At 62.5% G+C, this 18,981-nt stretch carries 15 protein-coding genes and 1 pseudogene; 11 read left to right on the top strand and 5 right to left on the bottom strand.

What is annotated here, in order from left to right:
* Window positions 1–19: 19 nt before the first annotated feature.
* A complete protein-coding gene (locus H8A92_RS10725) occupies window positions 20–553 on the top strand; it encodes a SlyX family protein (protein ID WP_229195776.1) in 534 nt (177 codons plus the stop codon).
* 12 nt (window positions 554–565) lie between these two features.
* On the opposite strand, the gene H8A92_RS10720 is transcribed toward H8A92_RS10725, so the two are convergent.
* Window positions 566–1,342: a substrate-binding domain-containing protein gene (locus tag H8A92_RS10720; protein WP_229195775.1), complete on the bottom strand. Its 777-nt coding sequence runs from the start codon at window positions 1,340–1,342 to the stop codon at window positions 566–568.
* A gap of 77 nt (window positions 1,343–1,419) precedes the next feature.
* Between H8A92_RS10720 and H8A92_RS10715 the strand changes: the two genes are divergently transcribed.
* Together H8A92_RS10715 and H8A92_RS10710 are read left to right on the top strand one after the other, a co-directional pair.
* A complete protein-coding gene (locus H8A92_RS10715) occupies window positions 1,420–2,103 on the top strand; it encodes a hypothetical protein (protein ID WP_229195774.1) in 684 nt (227 codons plus the stop codon).
* 92 nt (window positions 2,104–2,195) lie between these two features.
* Entirely contained in the window at window positions 2,196–2,381 is a 186-nt protein-coding gene (locus H8A92_RS10710) for a hypothetical protein (protein ID WP_229195773.1), read from the top strand.
* A gap of 27 nt (window positions 2,382–2,408) precedes the next feature.
* On the opposite strand, the gene fdhF is transcribed toward H8A92_RS10710, so the two are convergent.
* The 3 genes from fdhF to H8A92_RS10695 form a co-directional block, all read right to left on the bottom strand.
* Window positions 2,409–5,315: a formate dehydrogenase subunit alpha gene (gene fdhF, locus H8A92_RS10705; protein ID WP_229195772.1), complete on the bottom strand. Its 2,907-nt coding sequence runs from the start codon at window positions 5,313–5,315 to the stop codon at window positions 2,409–2,411.
* A gap of 36 nt (window positions 5,316–5,351) precedes the next feature.
* Window positions 5,352–7,064, bottom strand: a complete 1,713-nt coding sequence (locus tag H8A92_RS10700; protein WP_229195771.1) for an NAD(P)H-dependent oxidoreductase subunit E — start codon at window positions 7,062–7,064, stop codon at window positions 5,352–5,354.
* Window positions 7,065–7,266: 202 nt separating this feature from the next.
* Complete coding sequence (locus H8A92_RS10695) at window positions 7,267–8,520, bottom strand: molybdopterin molybdotransferase MoeA (protein WP_229195770.1); 1,254 nt, start codon at window positions 8,518–8,520, stop codon at window positions 7,267–7,269.
* Between the two features lie 185 nt (window positions 8,521–8,705).
* On the opposite strand from H8A92_RS10695, the gene H8A92_RS10690 reads away from it, so the two are divergent.
* The 5 genes from H8A92_RS10690 (at window position 8,706) to rfbG (ending at window position 14,754) form a co-directional block, all read left to right on the top strand.
* Entirely contained in the window at window positions 8,706–9,590 is an 885-nt protein-coding gene (locus H8A92_RS10690) for a formate dehydrogenase accessory sulfurtransferase FdhD (protein WP_229195769.1), read from the top strand.
* A complete protein-coding gene (mobA, locus tag H8A92_RS10685) occupies window positions 9,583–10,215 on the top strand; it encodes a molybdenum cofactor guanylyltransferase MobA (protein WP_229195768.1) in 633 nt (210 codons plus the stop codon). The genes H8A92_RS10690 and mobA overlap by 8 nt, the downstream gene beginning before the upstream one ends.
* A gap of 600 nt (window positions 10,216–10,815) precedes the next feature.
* Window positions 10,816–12,573 (top strand): glycosyltransferase family 39 protein, encoded by a 1,758-nt coding sequence (locus H8A92_RS10680; RefSeq protein ID WP_229195767.1) that lies wholly within the window; start codon window positions 10,816–10,818, stop codon window positions 12,571–12,573.
* Between the two features lie 86 nt (window positions 12,574–12,659).
* Window positions 12,660–13,655, top strand: coding sequence for a glycosyltransferase family 2 protein (locus H8A92_RS10675; RefSeq protein ID WP_229195766.1), 996 nt, complete (start codon window positions 12,660–12,662; stop codon window positions 13,653–13,655).
* A 49-nt stretch (window positions 13,656–13,704) separates the two neighbouring features.
* Window positions 13,705–14,754: a CDP-glucose 4,6-dehydratase gene (gene rfbG, locus H8A92_RS10670; RefSeq protein WP_229195765.1), complete on the top strand. Its 1,050-nt coding sequence runs from the start codon at window positions 13,705–13,707 to the stop codon at window positions 14,752–14,754.
* On the opposite strand, the gene H8A92_RS10665 is transcribed toward rfbG, so the two are convergent.
* Window positions 14,751–15,890, bottom strand: a complete 1,140-nt coding sequence (locus tag H8A92_RS10665) for a Gfo/Idh/MocA family oxidoreductase (RefSeq protein ID WP_229195764.1) — start codon at window positions 15,888–15,890, stop codon at window positions 14,751–14,753. The genes rfbG and H8A92_RS10665 overlap by 4 nt on opposite strands.
* Here H8A92_RS10665 and H8A92_RS10660 point away from each other — a divergent pair.
* The 3 genes and pseudogenes from H8A92_RS10660 to H8A92_RS10650 all read left to right on the top strand — a co-directional run bounded on the left by H8A92_RS10660 (window position 15,795) and on the right by H8A92_RS10650 (window position 18,881).
* Window positions 15,795–17,300, top strand: coding sequence for a class I SAM-dependent methyltransferase (locus H8A92_RS10660; protein ID WP_229195763.1), 1,506 nt, complete (start codon window positions 15,795–15,797; stop codon window positions 17,298–17,300). The genes H8A92_RS10665 and H8A92_RS10660 overlap by 96 nt on opposite strands.
* 94 nt (window positions 17,301–17,394) lie before the next feature.
* Window positions 17,395–18,164, top strand: a pseudogene (gene rfbF, locus H8A92_RS10655) (glucose-1-phosphate cytidylyltransferase).
* Window positions 18,165–18,170: 6 nt separating this feature from the next.
* Entirely contained in the window at window positions 18,171–18,881 is a 711-nt protein-coding gene (locus H8A92_RS10650) for a class I SAM-dependent methyltransferase (protein ID WP_229195762.1), read from the top strand.
* Window positions 18,882–18,981: the final 100 nt, after the last annotated feature.

The following is an 18,981-nucleotide window of genomic DNA, read 5'->3' as shown; positions in this document are numbered from 1 at the left end:
AGCAGACTAGGAAGCATGGGTGACCAACGATTCCGATCAGGCATGGCACAGCCATGCGCCGTCAAGCCTGCCCCCTGCCGCTCGCCGCCGCTGGCCGTGGTTCCTGTTGATCGTCATCATCCTCGCCCTTGCGGGCGCCGGGGGTGTCTACGCATGGCCGCAAATCGCGCTACTGGTTCCCTCGCTGGGCAACGCAGCGGCTGGCGAAAGAGCGGCAGCCGTGGGCGACAAGGAGGCGCTGCCGGATCTGATCGCGACCCAGCAGAAGCTCGAGGATGACATCGGCGCCCTCAACAAGTCGGTCGCGGACCAGCAGGCGCAGGTGAGAACCCTGGTCGACCAGCTGGCGGCCCTGACATCGAAGGTCGACGCGCTCCAGCGCCCTGCTCCGGTACCGGCGCCAGCAGTTGCCGCGGCAGCGGCCGAGCAACCGCATGCACCAGTCGCGCCGGCCGCCGCGAAGCCCAAAAAGCCGCCGGCTCGGGCTGCAAAGCCGGCAGGTCCGATTTCGACCGGTGGCGCACCGCTCAACGTAGCCCCCGGCGATCACTGAGACCCGCGTGCGTCAGCACGAGGCCTCGCCGCGCGGCCGCTCCATGCCGGCCCGCTCGATAGCCGCGCGCAAGATATCGCTGTCCGAGGCAAGAAACCCGATCAGGCGCATGGCTGCTTCAGGCGCCCTGGAGTCGCTGACGACCGCGGCCGTGAAGGTTTGGACGAGCTGGAGATTTGCAGGCAGCAGACCGACGAGTTCGATGCCGCTCTCCTGAACCAGTTCGCTGGTCGGCCCGATCGAGAAATTGGCCTTGCCTGCCCGCAGCGCTTCGGCCGCTTCGGTCCCACGCGCCTCCAGCGTGAGCTTCACCGTGTCCGGCAGGTTCAGCTTCGGGAAGACCTTGTCGCGGACGAACTGTCCGCTCGTGCTGCTCGGCGCCACGATTTGGCCCGCAGCGATCAAGGCGTTCCTGAGCGCGATGTCATCGCCGATATCGGGCTTGGGACAGCCCGCCCGAACCGCGGCGGCCAGAGGCGCCGTCGCCAGGCCGGTATCGGAGCCCGCACGAATCCGTCCGTCTTCGATCAGCGTTCGCAATCCCTCGCGCGAGAGGACCACCACGTCCGCCTTGATGCCGTTCGCAAGCTGGTGCCTGATCTTCTTCGGACCGATGCCCTCCGACGCGCCCGATCCGGTTTCCACCTTGATGCCGGCGCTTCGCTCGAACTCAGGCAGCACCTCCCGGTACACCGCAGCGAAGCCGCCGGAAATGATGACCTTGATCGTTCCGGAAGTCTCGGCGATTGCCGGCGCCGGTGCAGCGTCCGTGGCGGCTCGCTCGGTCATTGCGCATTCCTCTGGTTGCCAGGGAAACTAGCATTGCCGAGCACGCTGACAAGGTTCAGTGCCGACACCCGCGCCGAATGCGGATTGAAGATGATCCGCTCGACAACCTCTGCGAGGTACGCTCTAATCAGCGCGCCGCGTGGCGACTGACTCCGGATCATTCAATGACCCAAGATCGCAGCTTCGCCGTAAATCGGCTCTCGGTGACGATCTGTCTGATCGGGTTTTTGGCTATCATCCTGATCTTTGCCTTCATCTGCCTGACATTCGCAGCCGCGTTCGCAGGCTTGGCCATGGAATTTCCGCAGCATTTGGGCGAATCCGTCATGTGCTTTTTTGCGGCCGTCATCTTTGGCGGAGTCCTTGGTATCGTTTGCGCGTACGCTGGAAGCCTTTTCAAGACACTTACGGTTGGTGGTCCGGCCCTGATCGTCTCATCTGAAGGGTTCAAATACTGCGTTGCTTCCGACGACGTGATTCCCTGGAAGGAGATCAAGGACGTCACTTTTGCGGGCGGCTTCGGGACAAGAAAGACGGCAGTGATGCTTCGCTTTCAGATCGAATCTGGTTTTTCTGACACTCTGCATTGGCGGAGCAGGATCGCAAACTCCTTCAAGCCAGAAACTATCGCAGTACGCTTCCTGTATATCAAAGCTCCAAAGGCAGAGATTCAGGAGGCACTACTCCGGCCGCTCCAATCGAAGCCCGTGCAAGCTTCGTGCGACTTATCCTCAAAGGCCGACATGCTGCTCGGCCAATGATGCGGATGCTGTGGTAGGCTACGCGTGCTTCGCGAATATCTCCGACCAAGCTCACATTCGCCGCGCCAGGCTCGCATGCTCGGGAGGTTCAAATGGATATTATGCAGGCCATCGCCGGCTTCGTGGCCTTGGGCGTGTGGTATGGCACTCTTGCGATCTTTGGGATTCTGGGCTTCGTCGTCAATCACTGGGTGCTATCAATCTTTCTGGGCATCATCCTCGCGATCATCTTGTATGCGGCATGGTCCAACTCGGAGCAGGACTATAGACCGCGTTGAGCAAGTCCCGCCTCCATTTCGGCGCCGCTACTCCGCCGCGGTGCGGATATCGATCTTCTCGGCGCGGACGGCGCAGAACTTGAACTCCGGGATCTTGCCGAACGGATCGAGCGCCGGGTTGGTCAACAGGTTGGCCGCCGCTTCCGCGTAGCAGAACGGCATGAAGACCATGTTCTCGGGCACGTCGCGGTCGGCGCGCACCTTGACCTCGACCGCGCCGCGGCGGGTCTCGAGACGGATGAAGTCGCCCGGCGCGAGCCCCTTCTTGCGCATGTCCTTCGGCGTCATGAACGCCACCGCTTCGGGCTCGATCTGGTCGAGCACCTGCGCACGACGTGTCATCGAGCCGGTGTGCCAGTGCTCGAGCACGCGGCCGGTCGACAGCACCATCGGATATTCGTCGTCCGGCAATTCATCCGGCGGGATCACTTTGGCCGGCACGATCTTGCCGCGGCCGCTCTCGGTCGGGAATCCGGTGGTGAAGATGATCTCGTTGCCGGGCATGTCGGGATCGTCGACCGGATAAGTCACCGCACCCTCACGGACCAGGCGCTCCCAGGTGATGTTCTTCAGCGACGGCATCAGCTGCGCCATCTCGGTGAAGACCGCGCCCGGCCCCGCATAATTCCAGGGCAGTCCCATCCGCTTGGCGATCTCCTGGATGATCCAGAGATCCTGCCGCGCATCGCCCGGCGGCTTGATCACCTCGCGCGCTAGCTGCACGCGGCGATCGGTGTTGGTGAAGGAGCCGGACTTCTCTGCGAATGCCGAGGCAGGCAGGATGACGTCGGCGTGGAACGCGGTCTCGGTGACGAACAGATCCTGCACGACGAGATGGTCGAGCCTGGCCAGCGCCTCGCGTGCGTGCTGCAAGTCCGGATCGGACATCGCAGGGTTCTCGCCCTCGACATACATGCCGTGGATTTCGCCGGCGTGGATCGCGTTCATGATCTCGACGACGGTCAGCCCTCGCACCGGATCGAGCTCCTGCCCCCACAGCTTCTCGAAGGCGCCGCGCATGTCGTCGCGGCCGACGGGCTGGTAGTCCGGCAGGAACATCGGGATCAGGCCGGCGTCAGAGGCGCCCTGCACGTTGTTCTGGCCGCGCAGCGGATGCAGCCCGGTGCCGGGGCGGCCGACCTGCCCTGTGATGAGCGCCAGCGCGATCAGGCAGCGCGCATTGTCGGTGCCGTGGACATGCTGGCTGATGCCCATGCCCCAGAAGATGATCGACGACTTGGCACGGGCATAGGCACGCGCGACCTCGCGCAGCGTCTCGGCGGGAATGCCGCAGATCTGCGACATGCGCTCCGGCGTGAACTCCTGGATCTTCGCCTTGAGGTCGTCGTAGCCCTCGGTATAGCCGGCGATGTACTGCTCGTCGGTCAGGCCTTCGGTGATGATGGTGTGGATCATCGCGTTCAGCATCGCGACGTCGCTGCCCGGCTTGAAGGCGAGATGCTTGGTGGCATGGCGCGACAGCGTCTGCCGCCGCGGGTCCATCACGTACAGCTTGGCGCCGCGCTTGGCGGCGTTCTTGATGTAGGTCGCGGCGACCGGATGGTTCACGGTCGGATTGGCGCCGATCACCCAGATCACCTCGGCATCGGCGGCGGCTGCGAACGGCGCCGACACTGCGCCGGAGCTCAATCCCTCGAACAGCGCCGCCACCGACGAGGCGTGACACAGCCGCGTGCAGTGATCGACATTGTTGGAGCCGAAGCCGGTACGGACGAGCTTCTGGAACAGATAGGCTTCCTCGTTCGAGCCCTTGGCCGAGCCGAAGCCGGCGAGCGCCTTGGCGCCCTTCTCGTCGCGGATTTTTCGCAGGCCTGCTGCTGCAAGATCGAGCGCCTCTTCCCAGGTCGCTTCGCGGAAATGGGTGTAGGGATTTGCCGGATCGACCTGGTCGTTGGCATCCTTCCTGACGCCCGGCAGCCGCACCAGCGGCTTGGTCAGGCGATTGGGATGATGGATGTAGTCGAAGCCGAAGCGGCCCTTGACGCAGAGCCGGTTGTGATTGGCGGGACCGTCACGGCCTTCCGCGTAGATCACCTTCTCGTCCTTGACCTGGTAGGTGACCTGGCAGCCGACGCCGCAATACGGGCAGAGCGAGTCCACCTTCTTGTCGGGCCAGGTGACGCGCGTCTGCTTGTCGTCGAGCATGACGGCCGGCATCAGTGCCCCCGTCGGGCAGGCCTGGACGCACTCACCGCAGGCGACGCAGGTGGACTCTCCCATCGGATCGTCGAAGTCGAAGACGATTTTCGAGCCGTGACTACGATAAGCCATGCCGATCACGTCGTTGACCTGCACCTCGCGGCACGCCCGCACGCACAGGCCGCACTGGATGCAGGCGTCGAGATTGACGCGCATCGCCGGATGGCTGGTGTCGGCGTGCCAGCGCTCGGTTGCGGGGAAGCGGCTCTCGGTGACGCCGGTCTTCTCCGCCCAGTGCCAGAATTTCGAATCCGGATCGTGCGAGGTCTCGCGCGCCGGCTGGTCGGCGACGAGCAGCTCCATCACCATCTTCTGCGCAGCGACCGCGCGCTGGCTCGCCGACTTCACCTTCATGCCGACCGAAGGCGTCCGCTTGCAGGATGCCGCCAGCACGCGCTCGCCTTCGATCTCGACCATGCAGGCGCGGCAATTGCCGTCAGGCCGATAGTCCGGCGCGGGCGAATAACAGAGATGCGGGATCTCGGTGCCCTGGCGCTTGGCGACCTGCCAGATGGTTTCGCCGACGCGCGCTTCGACCTGTTGGCCGTCGAGCTCGAACTGAATCGTCTGCGGGCCGCCGCCCGTTCCGCCGACCTTGCCGATCGGCTCGCTGTGCGTGACGGTGACGCGACCATCTGGGGCATTGCTTCCTCCGGCCGCGCCCCTGGCGTCGTGACCGTAGCCCTGCGGCGGAGAGTTCTTGTCTTTGCTCATTTGAATCCTCGTCGAAATTCGCCCTGCCCGGCCCGCCTATTCGGCGGCTTGCTGCGGACGAAAGCCGTCCGGAAAATACTTGATCACTGAGGTCAGCGGATTGGAGGCCGCCTGACCGAGGCCGCAGATCGACGCATCGCGCATCGCCTGGCTCAATTGGTCGAGCAGCTCCTTGTCCCAGACCGGCTGCTGCATCAGCAGCGCCGCCTTCTCGGTTCCGGCGCGGCAGGGCGTGCATTGCCCGCAGCTCTCGTCCTCGAAGAACTTCATCAGGTTCAACGCGGCATCCCTGACGTCATCGGCCTGCGAGAGCACGACGACGGCGGCAGAGCCGATGAAGCAGCCGTATTTCTCCAGCGTGCCGAAATCGAGCGGGATGTCGTCCATCGACGCCGGCAGGATGCCGCCGGACGCGCCGCCCGGCAGATAGGCCTGCAGGGTGTGGCCGTCGGCCATGCCGCCGCAGAACTCGTCGATCAGTTCGCGCAAGGTGATGCCGGCCGGCGCGAGCTTAACGCCGGGATCCTTGACGCGTCCCGACACCGAGAAGCTGCGCAGGCCGTGGCGCTCGTTGCGGCCGTGGCTCTTCCACCAGTCGGCGCCCTTCTCGACGATGTCGCGAACCCACCACAAGGTCTCGATGTTGTTGATCAGCGTGGGCAGGCCGAACAGCCCGACCTGGAACGGATATGGCGGCTTGTGCCGTGGCAGGCCGCGCTTGCCCTCGATCGATTCCAGCAGCGAGGATTCCTCGCCGCAGATATAGGCGCCGGCACCGCGCCGCAGATGCAGCGTCGGACCGCCGGGCGGAAGTTTTGCGATCTCGCGGGCGAGAATCTCGCGGCAGGCCGGATATTCGTCGCGGATGTAGATGTAGATCTCGGGCGCCTCGACCACGTGGGCGCCGATCAGCATGCCCTCGAGGAAGCGATGCGGATCGGTCTCGAGATAATAGCGGTCCTTGATCGTGCCGGGTTCGCCTTCGTCGCCGTTGACCGCCATCAACCGCGGCCCGGGCTCGCCGAGCACGGCGCGCCATTTGCGGCCGGTCGGGAAACCGGCGCCGCCGAGGCCGCGCAGCGACGCATCGTCGAGTGCCTTCAACAGGTCTTCCCGCGGCAGCTCGCCCGAGCGCAGCCGCGTCAGCAGCTTGTATCCGCCGTCGGCGACATAGGCGTCGTACTCGATATAGCTCGGGAGATGCACATGGGTGTCGCCGCTCTTCGCCGCCGCGAGCACGTTGGTGACAGTCGCATGATCGACGAAGTTGTGGCCGACCTCTGCGGCAGGCGCCGTATCGCAGCGGCCGACACACGGCGCGCGCACGACGCGGATGCCGGGGCCGGCGCGGTTCTGCAGATCCTTCAGCAGCTTCTCGCCGCCGAGCATCGCACAGGTCAGCGAATCGCAGACGCGCACGGTGAGCGGCGCGATGTCAGGCTCACCCTCCTTCACGATGTCGAAATGCGCATAGAAGGTCGCGGTCTCGAACACTTCGGCGAATGACAGCTTCATCTCGTCGGCGAGCGCAGCCAGATGCGCCGCCGAGATCTGATGGTACTTATCCTGAATCAGATGCAGGTACTCGATCAGCATATCGCGCTGTCTCGGCCGGTCGGCGAGCAGCGCCTCGATCTCATGGGCGGCCGCAGGGTCGACCTGGCGTCCCTTGGGCGTGGCTTTCGCCCGCTTCCTGCCCTGTCCGGGATGCTCGAACGCGCGGACCTTGTGACCGTCGCCTTGGCTCATGAATCCTCGCCTTGAAACCGCGTCTTGGAACTCCGCTTTGCACGAATTGCGTCGGTTCAACTCAACTCTATTCTCTGGCATGCCACAGGCAAGCAGATTTAGAACGCCTCCAGGAGCGTCCGGTTGCCGCGCAGGCTGTTGTTAATGTTTACCTATCGACTGATCTGAATTTCAAATCGCGAGGACGGCCGCATCTGCGCTCTCACAGCAGATCGGCGTAACCGAGAAAGCCGACGGCATCGCCCGGCTCGACCCGCACGACGGACTCGCCGAGTTCGATCAGCCCATCGGTGTCGACCAGCGACGACAGCAGACCGGCCCCTTCGCGGGGAAACTTGGTCGCCTCCAGCGATCCGTCCGCAGCGCGTCGCAGCGAGGCGCGGACATATTCGCGGCGCCCGCTCTTTTTCTTGTAGCTGAAGGCCGCCCGGACCGGCATCGGCAGCAGCGGAGACGGCACCGCGCCCGAGAGCGCCAGCACGGTCGGCCGCACCACGTGGACGAACGTGACGAAGCTCGCCACGGGATTGCCGGGCAAGCCGATCAGCGGCGTGCCGTCGATGATTCCCATCGCCACCGGACGGCCCGGCTTGATCGCCATCCGCCACAGCACCAGTGAGCCGGCCTGCTCGATGGCGGCCTTGACGTGGTCCTCTTCCCCGGTCGAGACACCGCCGGTGGTCAGGATCAGGTCATGGCGTCGCGCGACCTGCTTCAGCGCGGCCGCGAGTTCGGCCCGCTCGTCGCGCAGGATGCCGAGATCGCCGACTTCGCAACCAAGCCGCCGCAACATCGCCATCAGCATGAAACGGTTGGAATCGAACAGCTGCGCCTCCGTGCGCGCGCCGCCCGGCGCGGCCAGTTCGTCGCCGGTGGAGAACACCCCGACGCGCAGCCGCCGCACCACATCGAGCGTGGTCAGCCCGAACGCCGCCGCGACCGCGACGTCCTGCGGCCGCAACCGCCGGCCCGATGCCAACGCGACATGACCGCGTGCAATGTCCTCGCCGGCCGGACGCACATTGGCTCCGACCTTCAGGCCGGACGGCAGGACCACGTTGCCGGCATCATCGATCCGCACGTCTTCCTGCATGAACACCGTGTCGGTGCCCTCGGGCATCGGCGCACCGGTAAAGATCCGCACCGCCTGGCCGGGCCGCGCGGACTGCGCCGGCGCCCCTGCCTGCACACGCCCGGCGACCGGAAACGCGCGCTCGCCGCTCGCCGGCAAATCAGCACCTGATACCGCGTAGCCGTCGACGGCGGAGTTCTTGAAAGGCGGCAGCGGCAGCGGCGCGGCAACGTCATGGCTGAGGATGCGTCCGTCGGCGTCCACCAGGGCAACGGTCTCCGTCTCGCCGACCGGCTTGACGCGCGCGGCGATGATCGCGACGGCCTCGTCGACCGACATCATCGGTCCGCCGAATGCGAAGCAGTCATCCGAAAGCTGCGCCATGATGTCCCTCAGTCCTCGGCTACCGACAAGGTCCGCTCAATCCGGATCGCGAATTGCGGTGTCATCTCTCAAGCCGAACCCGTCCGTGGCAGTTCCCGCAACCCGGCGGAAAGTGGCCAGTTGGTCTCCGATCGTGCTTATATCCCCAGCTCCGTTGCCATGTGAACCCGTCGGGACGTCAATCAGTGACCGAGAAGACCACCGCTCCCATCATTGTTCCTGATCCGGATGACCCGCGCCTGACGGAGCGCGTCATCGGCGTCGATCAGACGGGCGCGCGGACCGAGATCAAGGTACCGGTCGAGCGGCCGCTGACGCTGTACCTCAACGCGCAGGAGATCGTCACGATGATGACGATCAACGACTATCCCGAATACCTCGCGCTCGGCTACCTCTTGAATCAGAACATGCTGAAATACGACGACGTCGTCACCGAGGTCGAATATGACGACGATCTGGAGGTCGTCGTGGTGCGCACCGCCCACCACACCAATTTCGAGGCGAAGCTGAAGAAGCGCACGCAGACCTCGGGCTGCGCCCAAGGCACCGCGTTCGGCGACCTGCTCGAAGCCGTCGAAAAGGTCGCGTTGCCGAAGGCCGAGCTGCGCACCTCCTGGCTTTACCAGATGACGCACACCATCAACACGATGCCGTCGCTCTATCTGGAAGCCGGCGCCATCCACGGCTGCGTGCTGTGCAAGGAGGCGACGCCGGTCTGCTACACCGAGGATGTCGGCCGGCACAACGCCGTCGACAAGATCGCGGGCTGGATCTATCGCCACAATGTCGATCCGGCCGACAAGATTCTCTACACCACCGGGCGGCTGACCTCCGAGATGGTGATCAAGACGGTGCGGATGGGCATCCCGATCCTGGTCTCCCGCTCCGGATTCACCGCATGGGGCGTCGATCTGGCGCGGCAGGTCGGGCTGACGCTGGTCGGGCGCGCCCGCGGCAAACGCTTCATCGCGCTGTCGGGTGAGGCGCGGATCGTCTACGACCAGAACCTCGACTATGTCGAAGAGGAATCGATGCGTCACAAGCGCAAGGGCGAGACCGACCATGACTGATATTCCGGGGACTGGCATCCCGGGCGTGCTGCTCGCCGGCGGGCTGGCGCGGCGGATGGGCGGCGGCGACAAGCCGATGCGCAAGATCGCCGGTCGCACCATCCTGCAACGGGTGATCGACCGCCTCGCGCCACAATGCGGCGGGCTGATCATCAACGCCAATGGCGATCCCGCGCGCTTCGCCGCGTTCGGCCTTCCCGTCGTCGCCGACGATGTCGCCGACTATCCCGGCCCCCTCGCCGGCATCCTCGCCGCGCTCGACTGGACCGCAACCAACCGGCCCGACGCGAAATGGGTGCTGAGCGCGGCGGGCGACTGTCCGTTTCTGCCGCGCGATCTCGTCGCGCGCCTGGAGCGAGCGCGCGTCGCCGAGAATGCCGAGCTCGCGGTCGCCTCATCCGGCGGGCAGACGCATCCGGTCATCGGCCTCTGGAGCGTGCGCCTGCGGAGCGAGTTGCGCCATGCGCTGGTCAAGGAGGACGTGCGCAAGATCGATCGCTGGACCGCGCGCTACCCACTCGCAACCGTGGAGTGGCCGACCGAACCGCTCGATCCGTTCTTCAACGCCAACACCGTTGAAGACATCGCGGAAGCCGACCGCCTCGCCGCGCTTGACGGAGGCTGAGGCGCTCGTTCGCCAGCGGATTGCTGACGGTGTGCGATAGCATCGGATGCACCGCAAGCAACACCGGCCCCCGCGATCAAGCGCCGGACGATGGCGCCGCAAGTTTGCGACGTAGCGATTGAATTGAACATCCGACGGTTCTCCCCTTCTCAAAATGAAAGGAGGCCCCGGGTCGGTCGTTACATTTTTGTGACAGGTCACGAACTGCCTGCACACGCTCCGGAGATTTTTCAGCGCCTGCGAATGAGGTCGCGAAGGAGCTCCGCCGTTTCACTCCGCGGGCTTATGACGGAGACGAAGGTATAAGCGCAAGCTACCTGTTTCCAAGCTACAAACCGAACGAACAAGATCTTCCGCGGCCATCGAGATTGTCAGTGACCAGTCCTTGCGACGCACTCGAGTATCAGATGACACGGGACACCCATTGAATGAAGCACGTGAACGTCTTGCAGAATGGCAAACAAGCTGCGATAGCCCATTGAGCGCCTCGGAGAGAAGGCTTTGCAAAGAACTTTGGCTTGGGCACTTCCCTTTCGGATTATACTACAGGTTGTTTGCGATCATGCTCGCCTGGATCGATATATCGCACCCATTCTTATCTTGGGTTTGATCGGCATCGGTTCGCTTGTTCCACGCAACACTGATAACCCTCAATTGCTGGCAGCGTTCTCCAACGATGAACCATGGATGACGCTGGCACTCGATGGTACGGTCGCCAAGCCCTTCGGCAACCCTGCCAACTACCTGGATCCGACAGCCGACGCCTTCAAGAAAATCCCGGCATATTGGGGAACGCTTCGATACAACAACATCGTCTACTACGGCGCGGTGATGTTCGACATCGCCTTTCCCTTCTACGCGACGGCGCACCTGGTTGGACTCCCTGCCTTTCCAACTGCTCCCATTATCCTCAGAACGATATCGATGCTCGCCGCGTTGATGAGCCTGCTCTTCGTCTACAATTTTGCAAAGAGGCATGCGGGTGTTGTTGTCGGAATACTATCCTGCGCCGCCTTGCTGACGGATGGCTATTTTATCTACTACATGACGAATATTCATCCGGATACGCTTCAGATCTATTTCGGGCTCCTGGCACTCGGACTTGCTCTGCGCCATTCAGACGATGGGTCTCTTTCAAGCCTCGCCGCTTTGGGAATGGTTTGTGGTCTGGTGCAGGGGACGAAGTTTGGAGGACCGTGGACGGTACCGTTAGCAACGGCTGCGCTCTTGATGGGAATTCGTGCGACAGGTGCTCACGAATGGGGCACGAAGGTCGTTGCCCAGCGAATTGCCGTCCTCGGAGCAGCCGCCCTGGTGGGCTGGATCGGTACGAATCCCTACGCAGTCATTACGCCGTACTACGTCCAGTCCTGGATCGCGCAATGGCAGATCGTCGGCAGCTCGGGTGGGCCCCTGGGGACGTTCACGCCCTGGGATTGGATAAAGGCGATCTACGACTACGTCGGCCCGCTTGCTTCAGCGTTGGCAGTGGCAGGATTACTGCACGGGCTGTTCGGCGGCTTCTCGACGACGCGCAAACGAGCCCTCTTCCTGGCCGCCATACTCTCGCTGTCTCAGATTGCCTACTATGCTCTTCTCGGCAAGCTTTGGGTCATTGTCGGGTACGCTTTGGTCGCGCTGCCTCTGATGGCGATGCTTAGCTTCGATTTCGTCGTAACATGGCTGAGGTTTATTCTCGCCAAACCGTTCGGGCGCCTGGCACCTCCAATCACAGTCACCTTCGTTTTCCTTGCAACGCTTTACCTCGGCACCGACCGCGTCTTCGCACTGGTCAACCAGACTCTCGCGCTCCACCATCACGATAGCACCTTGCTGGCACTGAACGACTGGGCGGCCAAAGGCGGCATACCGCCGGATGCCCGCATCGTGTTCGACGATCTTGGCTATTTCGATCCAAAGATATTCAAGAACGCCAAGATGTATGGAGGCGTGCTGACCTGGAGCGGCGTCAATGCTCTCGATCCCGAATATATCGTCCTTTCGAGCAGCCTCTATGGAAGCCCGCACTACGCCAAGCTGATCGAGACCCAACACCTCGCTGCCGACGATCCCAATCCGTTTTCGATGCTGATGTACCAGGCTCTGATTCCAACCCCGGCCCCCGGCCCGACCGCAGCAGAGGGAATTACCTTCGTCAAGGAAATCGCTCCCGAGTCCAGCGGGGCGACGGCCTCCTCGCCGGTATATCTCACACCATGGCGAAGCCTTGAATCTCGGGTGAGATCCTCGCTCACCCTCTTGGAGGGGATTTGGCAGCCGATCGACAAGCCCCGCGTCGGGCCGACCCTGAAGGTTTATAAGCGAAAGCCCACCAAACCTTCTGACGACCAACACTGACGCCCGCGCGGCCGTTCGTTCCAAGAGTTGCATATCTTGGCCGGCTCACCTAGAAATCTCGTTTGCACTAACAGCAACGACCTGACATGAGCAGCAACGTCGATACGGGCACACCTGAGCGAGAGCCGAACACACGACGGCTGATCTCCCTCGTCATGCCCGTCTACAACGAAGAAGCCAATGTAGATCGCGCCTACGCCGCACTGACTGCTATTTTCAAAGACCTACCCCAATACGATCTGGAGTTTGTTTTCACCGACAATCACAGCGAGGATCGAACGTTCGAACATCTCGCTGCACTTGCCAAGATCGACCACAGGGTCAAGGTGATCCGCTTCACGCGCAACTACGGTTTTCAGCGCTCGCTGCTGACCGGCTACCGAAACGCATCCGGTGATGCGGCGATTCAGATTGATTGCGATCTTCAGGATCCGCCGGAATTGATTCCGCAATTCATTGCGCTTTGGGAAAAGGGCCATGATGTGGTCGTGGGCTTGCGCCGGCGCCGCGAGGAAGCAAGACTGCTCACGCTCGGTCGCCGCGCATTTTACGCGCTGCTCAGCCACATTTCCGATGATCCAATCACCCGCGACGCCGGCGACTTCCGCTTGGTCGATCGATCCGTGATCGACCGCCTCAAGGAGCTGAACGACTACAACCCGTACGTCCGCGGCGTCATCTCCTCATTTGCCGCGCGCGAGACCGGCATTCCCTACGACCGGACAGAGCGGATACACGGCCGCAGCAAATTCCCGGTGCGGAAGCTGGTCGGCTTTGCCCTTGACGGGATCATCGGGCACTCGGTTCTTCCGCTGCGGCTTGCATCCTATGCCGGCCTCCTGATCTCGGTCGCCGTCTTTCTGCTGGGGCTTTTTTATGTCGTCGAGGCGCTGCTGCGGGGCAAATCGTGGCCGAGCGGCTTTGCGACGCTCATCGTCGTTATGCTATTTGGCATCAGCCTGAATGCAATCTTCCTGGGCATTATCGGGGAATATGTGAGCCGCATTTATCAGCAAGTCCGCTTCAGGCCGCTGGTGACGGTCGAGACCGCCACGAATATCTCCGCAGATCAAAGCAAATAATGATGTCAGCACTTTTCACACCATGTGGTCCGCGGCGGGGAAAGCGATCTTGACCCCGAGCTTCTGGCGCGGCCGGCGCATCCTCCTGACCGGGCATACCGGATTCAAGGGCGCGTGGGCCAGTGTGATGCTGGCCGATCTCGGCGCGAAGGTAACCGCGTTTTCCTTAGCCCCCCAGACCGAACCCAATCTTTGGCAAACCATCGGGCAGCGCGTGGCGATCGACAGCCACCATGTCGATCTGCGCGACATGGCGGCAGTGACCGAAATTTGCAAAACCGCCGAACCCGAGATCGTTTTGCATATGGCTGCACAAGCGCAGGTTCGGGAAAGCTATCGCGACCCGGTCGGAACCTTCGCCAGCAATGTCATGGGTACGGTGAACCTGCTGGAAGCGCTGCGCGCCAGCGCGGGATTGCAGGCGATTCTGACCGTGACCAGTGACAAGGTCTATGCGAATACCGAGACCGGCCTGGCGTTTCCCGAGAGCGCCCCGCTGGGCGGCTCAGATCCCTACAGCGCGTCAAAGGGCGCGACCGAAATCGTGGTCCGGAGTTACGCCGAGAGCTTCTTTGCACCGCTCGGGGTGCCTCTGGCCTCGGCGCGCGGCGGCAACGTGATTGGTGGCGGCGATTTTTCCAGCGACCGACTCGTTCCCGACCTCTACAGGGCCGCGCAAAAAGGCGTGCCGGTTGAACTGCGCTATCCTGCGGCGACCAGGCCCTGGCAACATGTGCTTGACTGCCTCACCGGCTACCTTGGCTTTGCCGAATACCTCGCCAACAGAGGTGCAGCCGATCCGCCCTCGCTGAACTTTGGTCCGCTGACGGATGAATCAATGTCGGTCGCCCAGGTGGCGGCGGCAATCGGCGAAGGACTGGGCAATGGACGGGCCTGGAAGCAGGCGTCGGGCTCATTCCCACCGGAAAAGCAGACACTGCGGATCAACAGCGCTCTTGCTGCCAAGACGTTGCAATGGCGGCCGCGGCTCGACGCCAATGAGACGATTGCCTGGACGGCGCAATGGTATGCGGATTTCGCGAACGGCAAGGACGCGCTCGAACTTATGCGTGCGCAGATATCGCGGTACGGGACCTAGCCTGCATCGAAAAACAGCCGACTTCGGGCCAGGAACATCTTCAGTTCGGCCTGATCGGCAATCGTCGGCCAGGCCTTTGAGATGCTGTCGGCGCTCCCGGCTTCGTTGCTGCCGAATTCCGCAAACGCATAGAGCAGTTCGGTATCGAGCGGTTCGCCCAAGCGCGTCGCCAACCATTCGGCCTGATGGGCGATGTAGCGGCCGCGAACGACCTCGGCGAATGTGGCAGATGCGATGGCCCAGTCCGGCGACAAACGAGGGTCGAGGGGCGCGCCTTCCACAGCGGCGATGAACGCGCAGAGCATTGTCGCCAGTGGCCGGAGCGCGGTGGTCCATTGCGGGTCACCGTTCATGCGCGTTCCTGCAATATCGATGACGGCCGGCTCGTCGGCGAAGTCGAGTATTGCAACGCCGCTTTCGGTCTCGACTTCGATCCGGCGCTGCCGGCCTTGATCGTTGCGTGCAATGAGCAAGGAAACCGGCAGCCCGTTGGCCTGCGCTTCGATCGCCAGACGCGCGCCGCCCCGTCGAACATCCAGCGCGACGAGCGCGAGATTGCGGAACCGCAATTCGCCGACCAAGGGCACGATGTGGGGCAGGACATCATCGAACAGTGTCACCGCAGGGTCGTAGCTCTTGGCTTCCCCACCACGGATGTCCGAAGCGCCGTCGGTCCAAATCATCCGGAGGCTCCGCGGGCGGCCAAGCGAGGCCAACGCGGCCGCATAGGCTTCCACGTATCGCGCGAACAAGAAGACGTGGCTGCCCCCGAACGCCGTACCCCTGGCCGTTGCGATGCTGTTGAGTTCCTCGATCCTGCGACGTGAGAGTGCCACAGGCTTTTCTACCAATACCGGGATACCGTCAACCAACGCACCAGCCGCGGCCTCGAAATGGTCTCCCGCGCGGTTGGCGACGATGACGGCATCAGGCCGCTTCGAGCCCGCTCCAGCGCTCGGCCAGGTGTCCAGAGCGCTCAACCGGCCGGCGAATTGCGATTGCGCAGCCCACGCCCGCAGGCCGGCAGCATTGCTCGGCGAGTGCATGGTGATCTGGTCTGCGCGGCCAGGGAGCCCGCACAGTACCGAAGCGATCGTTCGGGCCCAACGCCCGCCGCCGATGACCGATATCTTCATCGCTATCGCCCTAGCCATCCACGCAGGTTCTGGCAACCCGCCGAACGCGAGACGCCGCCGGCGCACAAGACCCACCAGGCAAAGCCGCCGACCTTAGCCTTTGACAAACGGAGCCCGATACGCAAAGTCACCCCGTATTTCAGGGTACGGCGGCTTCGATACGACAATACGCGCCGTAATAACTTGTCACATGGATCCCGAATGAATTCGACAATCGTGCCGGCGAATGAGATCGATCATTGCGAGGTGTGCGGCAACCGCACCTTGGCTCCTGTGCTGGATCTCGGGGCCCACCCGATGTGCGACGATCTGGTTGCGACCGGAAGCTCGCGGACATGCGCCGAGTACCCGATCGAGATTCTCTTTTGTGACAATTGCCGGACCGCGCACCAGCGCTTCCAGGTTCCAAAGCGCGAACTGTTTCCCGAGAGCTATCACTACCGGTCGCGCTTTACCGCCGACGTGCTTTCCGGAATGAAGAGCCTTGCCGATTCCTGCGAGCAGCGCTTCGGCCTGGTCGCCGGCAGGAAGGTCGTTGATGTCGGCTGCAACGACGGAAGCCTGCTCGATTTCTTCCGTGAAAAGGGCGCCACCACCATCGGTGTCGAGCCGACCTCAGCCGCGCAGGATTGTGCGGCAAAGGGACACTCGACCATCCATGACTTCTTCACCGAAGCAACGGCGGAGCAGATCGTCGCCGCGCACGGCAAGCCGGACTTCATCACCTTCACCAACGTGTTCGCGCATATCGAGGACCTCGGCAGCGTAATCGCTGCGCTGAAGCGCCTGATCGGCGAAAACACCATCCTGGTGATCGAGAACCACTATCTCGGATCGGTTTTGCTCACCAATCAGTTCGACACGTTCTATCACGAGCACCCGCGTACATACAGCTACCGCTCGTTCGTCTTCATCGCCCATGCGCTCGGTCTCAATCTGATCGACGTGCAGTTTCCCGCGCGGTATGGCGGCAACATTCGTATTTTTGCGGGCAAGCAGGCGTCCGCGGTCGACGCCGCGGTTATCGAGAAGCTCGAAGCCAAGGAGGCCCAGTTCGGCCTGGACTTCGCGACGCTGCGCAGCGGCGTGACGCGCTGGCGCGACAAGAAGAGCCAGGAGTTGCGGACGCTCGTACAGAAAAATGGACCCCTTCGCGGCAAAGCGTTCCCGGGCCGCGCCGCCATCCTGATCAAACTGCTGGCGCTCGACAACGACTCGATTTCGATCGTTCATGAGAAGCCCGGTTCAATGAAGATCGGCCATTACTTGCCCGGCACGAGAATCCCGATCGGCTCCGACGATGATCTGCTCAAGGCCCGCGGGGCGCCAATCCATTGCTCAATCTGGCGTGGCACATTCCGGTCGAGATCCGCAATTATCTCAAGGACGCTGGCTATGATGGTCCGGTGATCGACATTCTGAGCCAGCAGGATTTTCAGCCCGGCGCGTGAGACCACCGATACAACTCAACTGCGTCCCGATGCGGCGAACTGAGAGCCAAGACATGAAAGCGGTCATTCTCGCTGGTGGGTTCGGCACACGTCTTTCCGAGGAAACCGATCTCGTCCCCAAGCCGCTGGTCGAAATCGGCGCCGGCCGATTTTGTGGCACGTGATGAAGCTCTACGCAGCGGCCGGACTGAATGATTTCGTCATCTGCGCGGGCTACAAGGCGTCGATGATCAAGCACTATTTCGCCAGCTATTTCCTCGAGACCAACGACATCGAGATTCACACCGCCACGCGCGAAGTTCGATACCTTACCCCCAAATCGCTCGATGACTGGACGGTGAAGATCATTGATACCGGCCTGAATACCATGACTGGCGGACGCATCAAACGTGTTGCTCCCTACCTGGATGAAACCTTCTGTCTCACCTACGGCGACGGCGTCGCCAATCTCGATATCGCCAAGGTGATCGCATTCCATCGCAGGCATGGGAAGCTTGCGACGGTGACGTCGGTGCCGTCACCTGGCCGTTTCGGCATTCTCGACATGGATCAGCACGATGCCGTATCGCGGTTCCACGAAAAGCCCGATGCCGAAATGGGCTGGATCAATGGTGGCTTCTTCGTTCTCGAACCGCGCGTCCTCGACTATATCGACGCCGATGAGACGGTTTGGGAACGTCGACCGCTGGAACGGCTGGCGGCCGACGGACAATTGATGGCCTACCGCCATCCGGGCTTCTGGAAGGCGATGGATACGCTGCGGGAGAAACGCGAACTCGAAGAGATGTGGGCATCAGGTTCCGCGCCTTGGAAGCTATGGTGACAACCGATGACACAGCCTGACGATAGCAACCGTGCCGAGTTCGACGCATATACGGCGAACTACAATGAGGAGATCAACAAGGCCTTGAACTTTTCGGGCCTCGACATCGACTTTTTCGCGCGCGTCAAGAATGACTATCTGGTCGATATCCTCGACGCACGTCAGGGCGGCGCAGCCAAAGCCGAACTGCTCGACGTCGGTTGCGGCGTTGCCAATGCCCACAAGCAATTGACAGATCGGGTCGGCGGAATTTCGGGGGTCGACGTCTCGGGCGCCAGTATCGCGGTGGCACGTCAACGCAACCCTGGTATCCGCTACGAAGTCTTCGACGGCACTCATCTGCCGTTCGGCAACCAGTCATTCGACTGCGTGTTCGCCATCAACGTGTTTCATCACGTCCCGGTCCCACAGCGGCCGGCGCTGGTTGCTGACATACGCCGGGTACTGCGTCCCGGAGGATCGTTCGCGATCTTCGAGCACAATCCGTTCAATCCCGTGACCCGGCGCATCGTCAACACCTGTGAATTTGACAAGGACGCGGTGTTGTTGAAACGACGCGATTCCGAAGCACTTCTCGAGGGTGCCGGCTTCGACGATATCAGCACGCGATATATCTTCTCGGTGCCTGCGGCCGGCCCCCTGCTCCGCAGAGTTGACCGGCTCTTTTCTCTGCTACCGTTTGGCGCGCAGTATTACACGCTGGGTACCAATCACTAGTGCACGACAGGCTTCAGCTGAACCGTCATTGCGCTTCAGCGCTTTGCCTGAGCATGGGCTCTGCGCAGAGGTCGATGTCGATGGAGGTCAGCGACATGGG

This window comes from Bradyrhizobium acaciae (assembly GCF_020889785.1).
Lineage (GTDB): Bacteria > Pseudomonadota > Alphaproteobacteria > Rhizobiales > Xanthobacteraceae > Bradyrhizobium > Bradyrhizobium acaciae.
The sequence above is the reverse complement of the archived record's forward strand: the minus strand, read 5'-3'. Positions and strand labels throughout refer to the sequence as shown.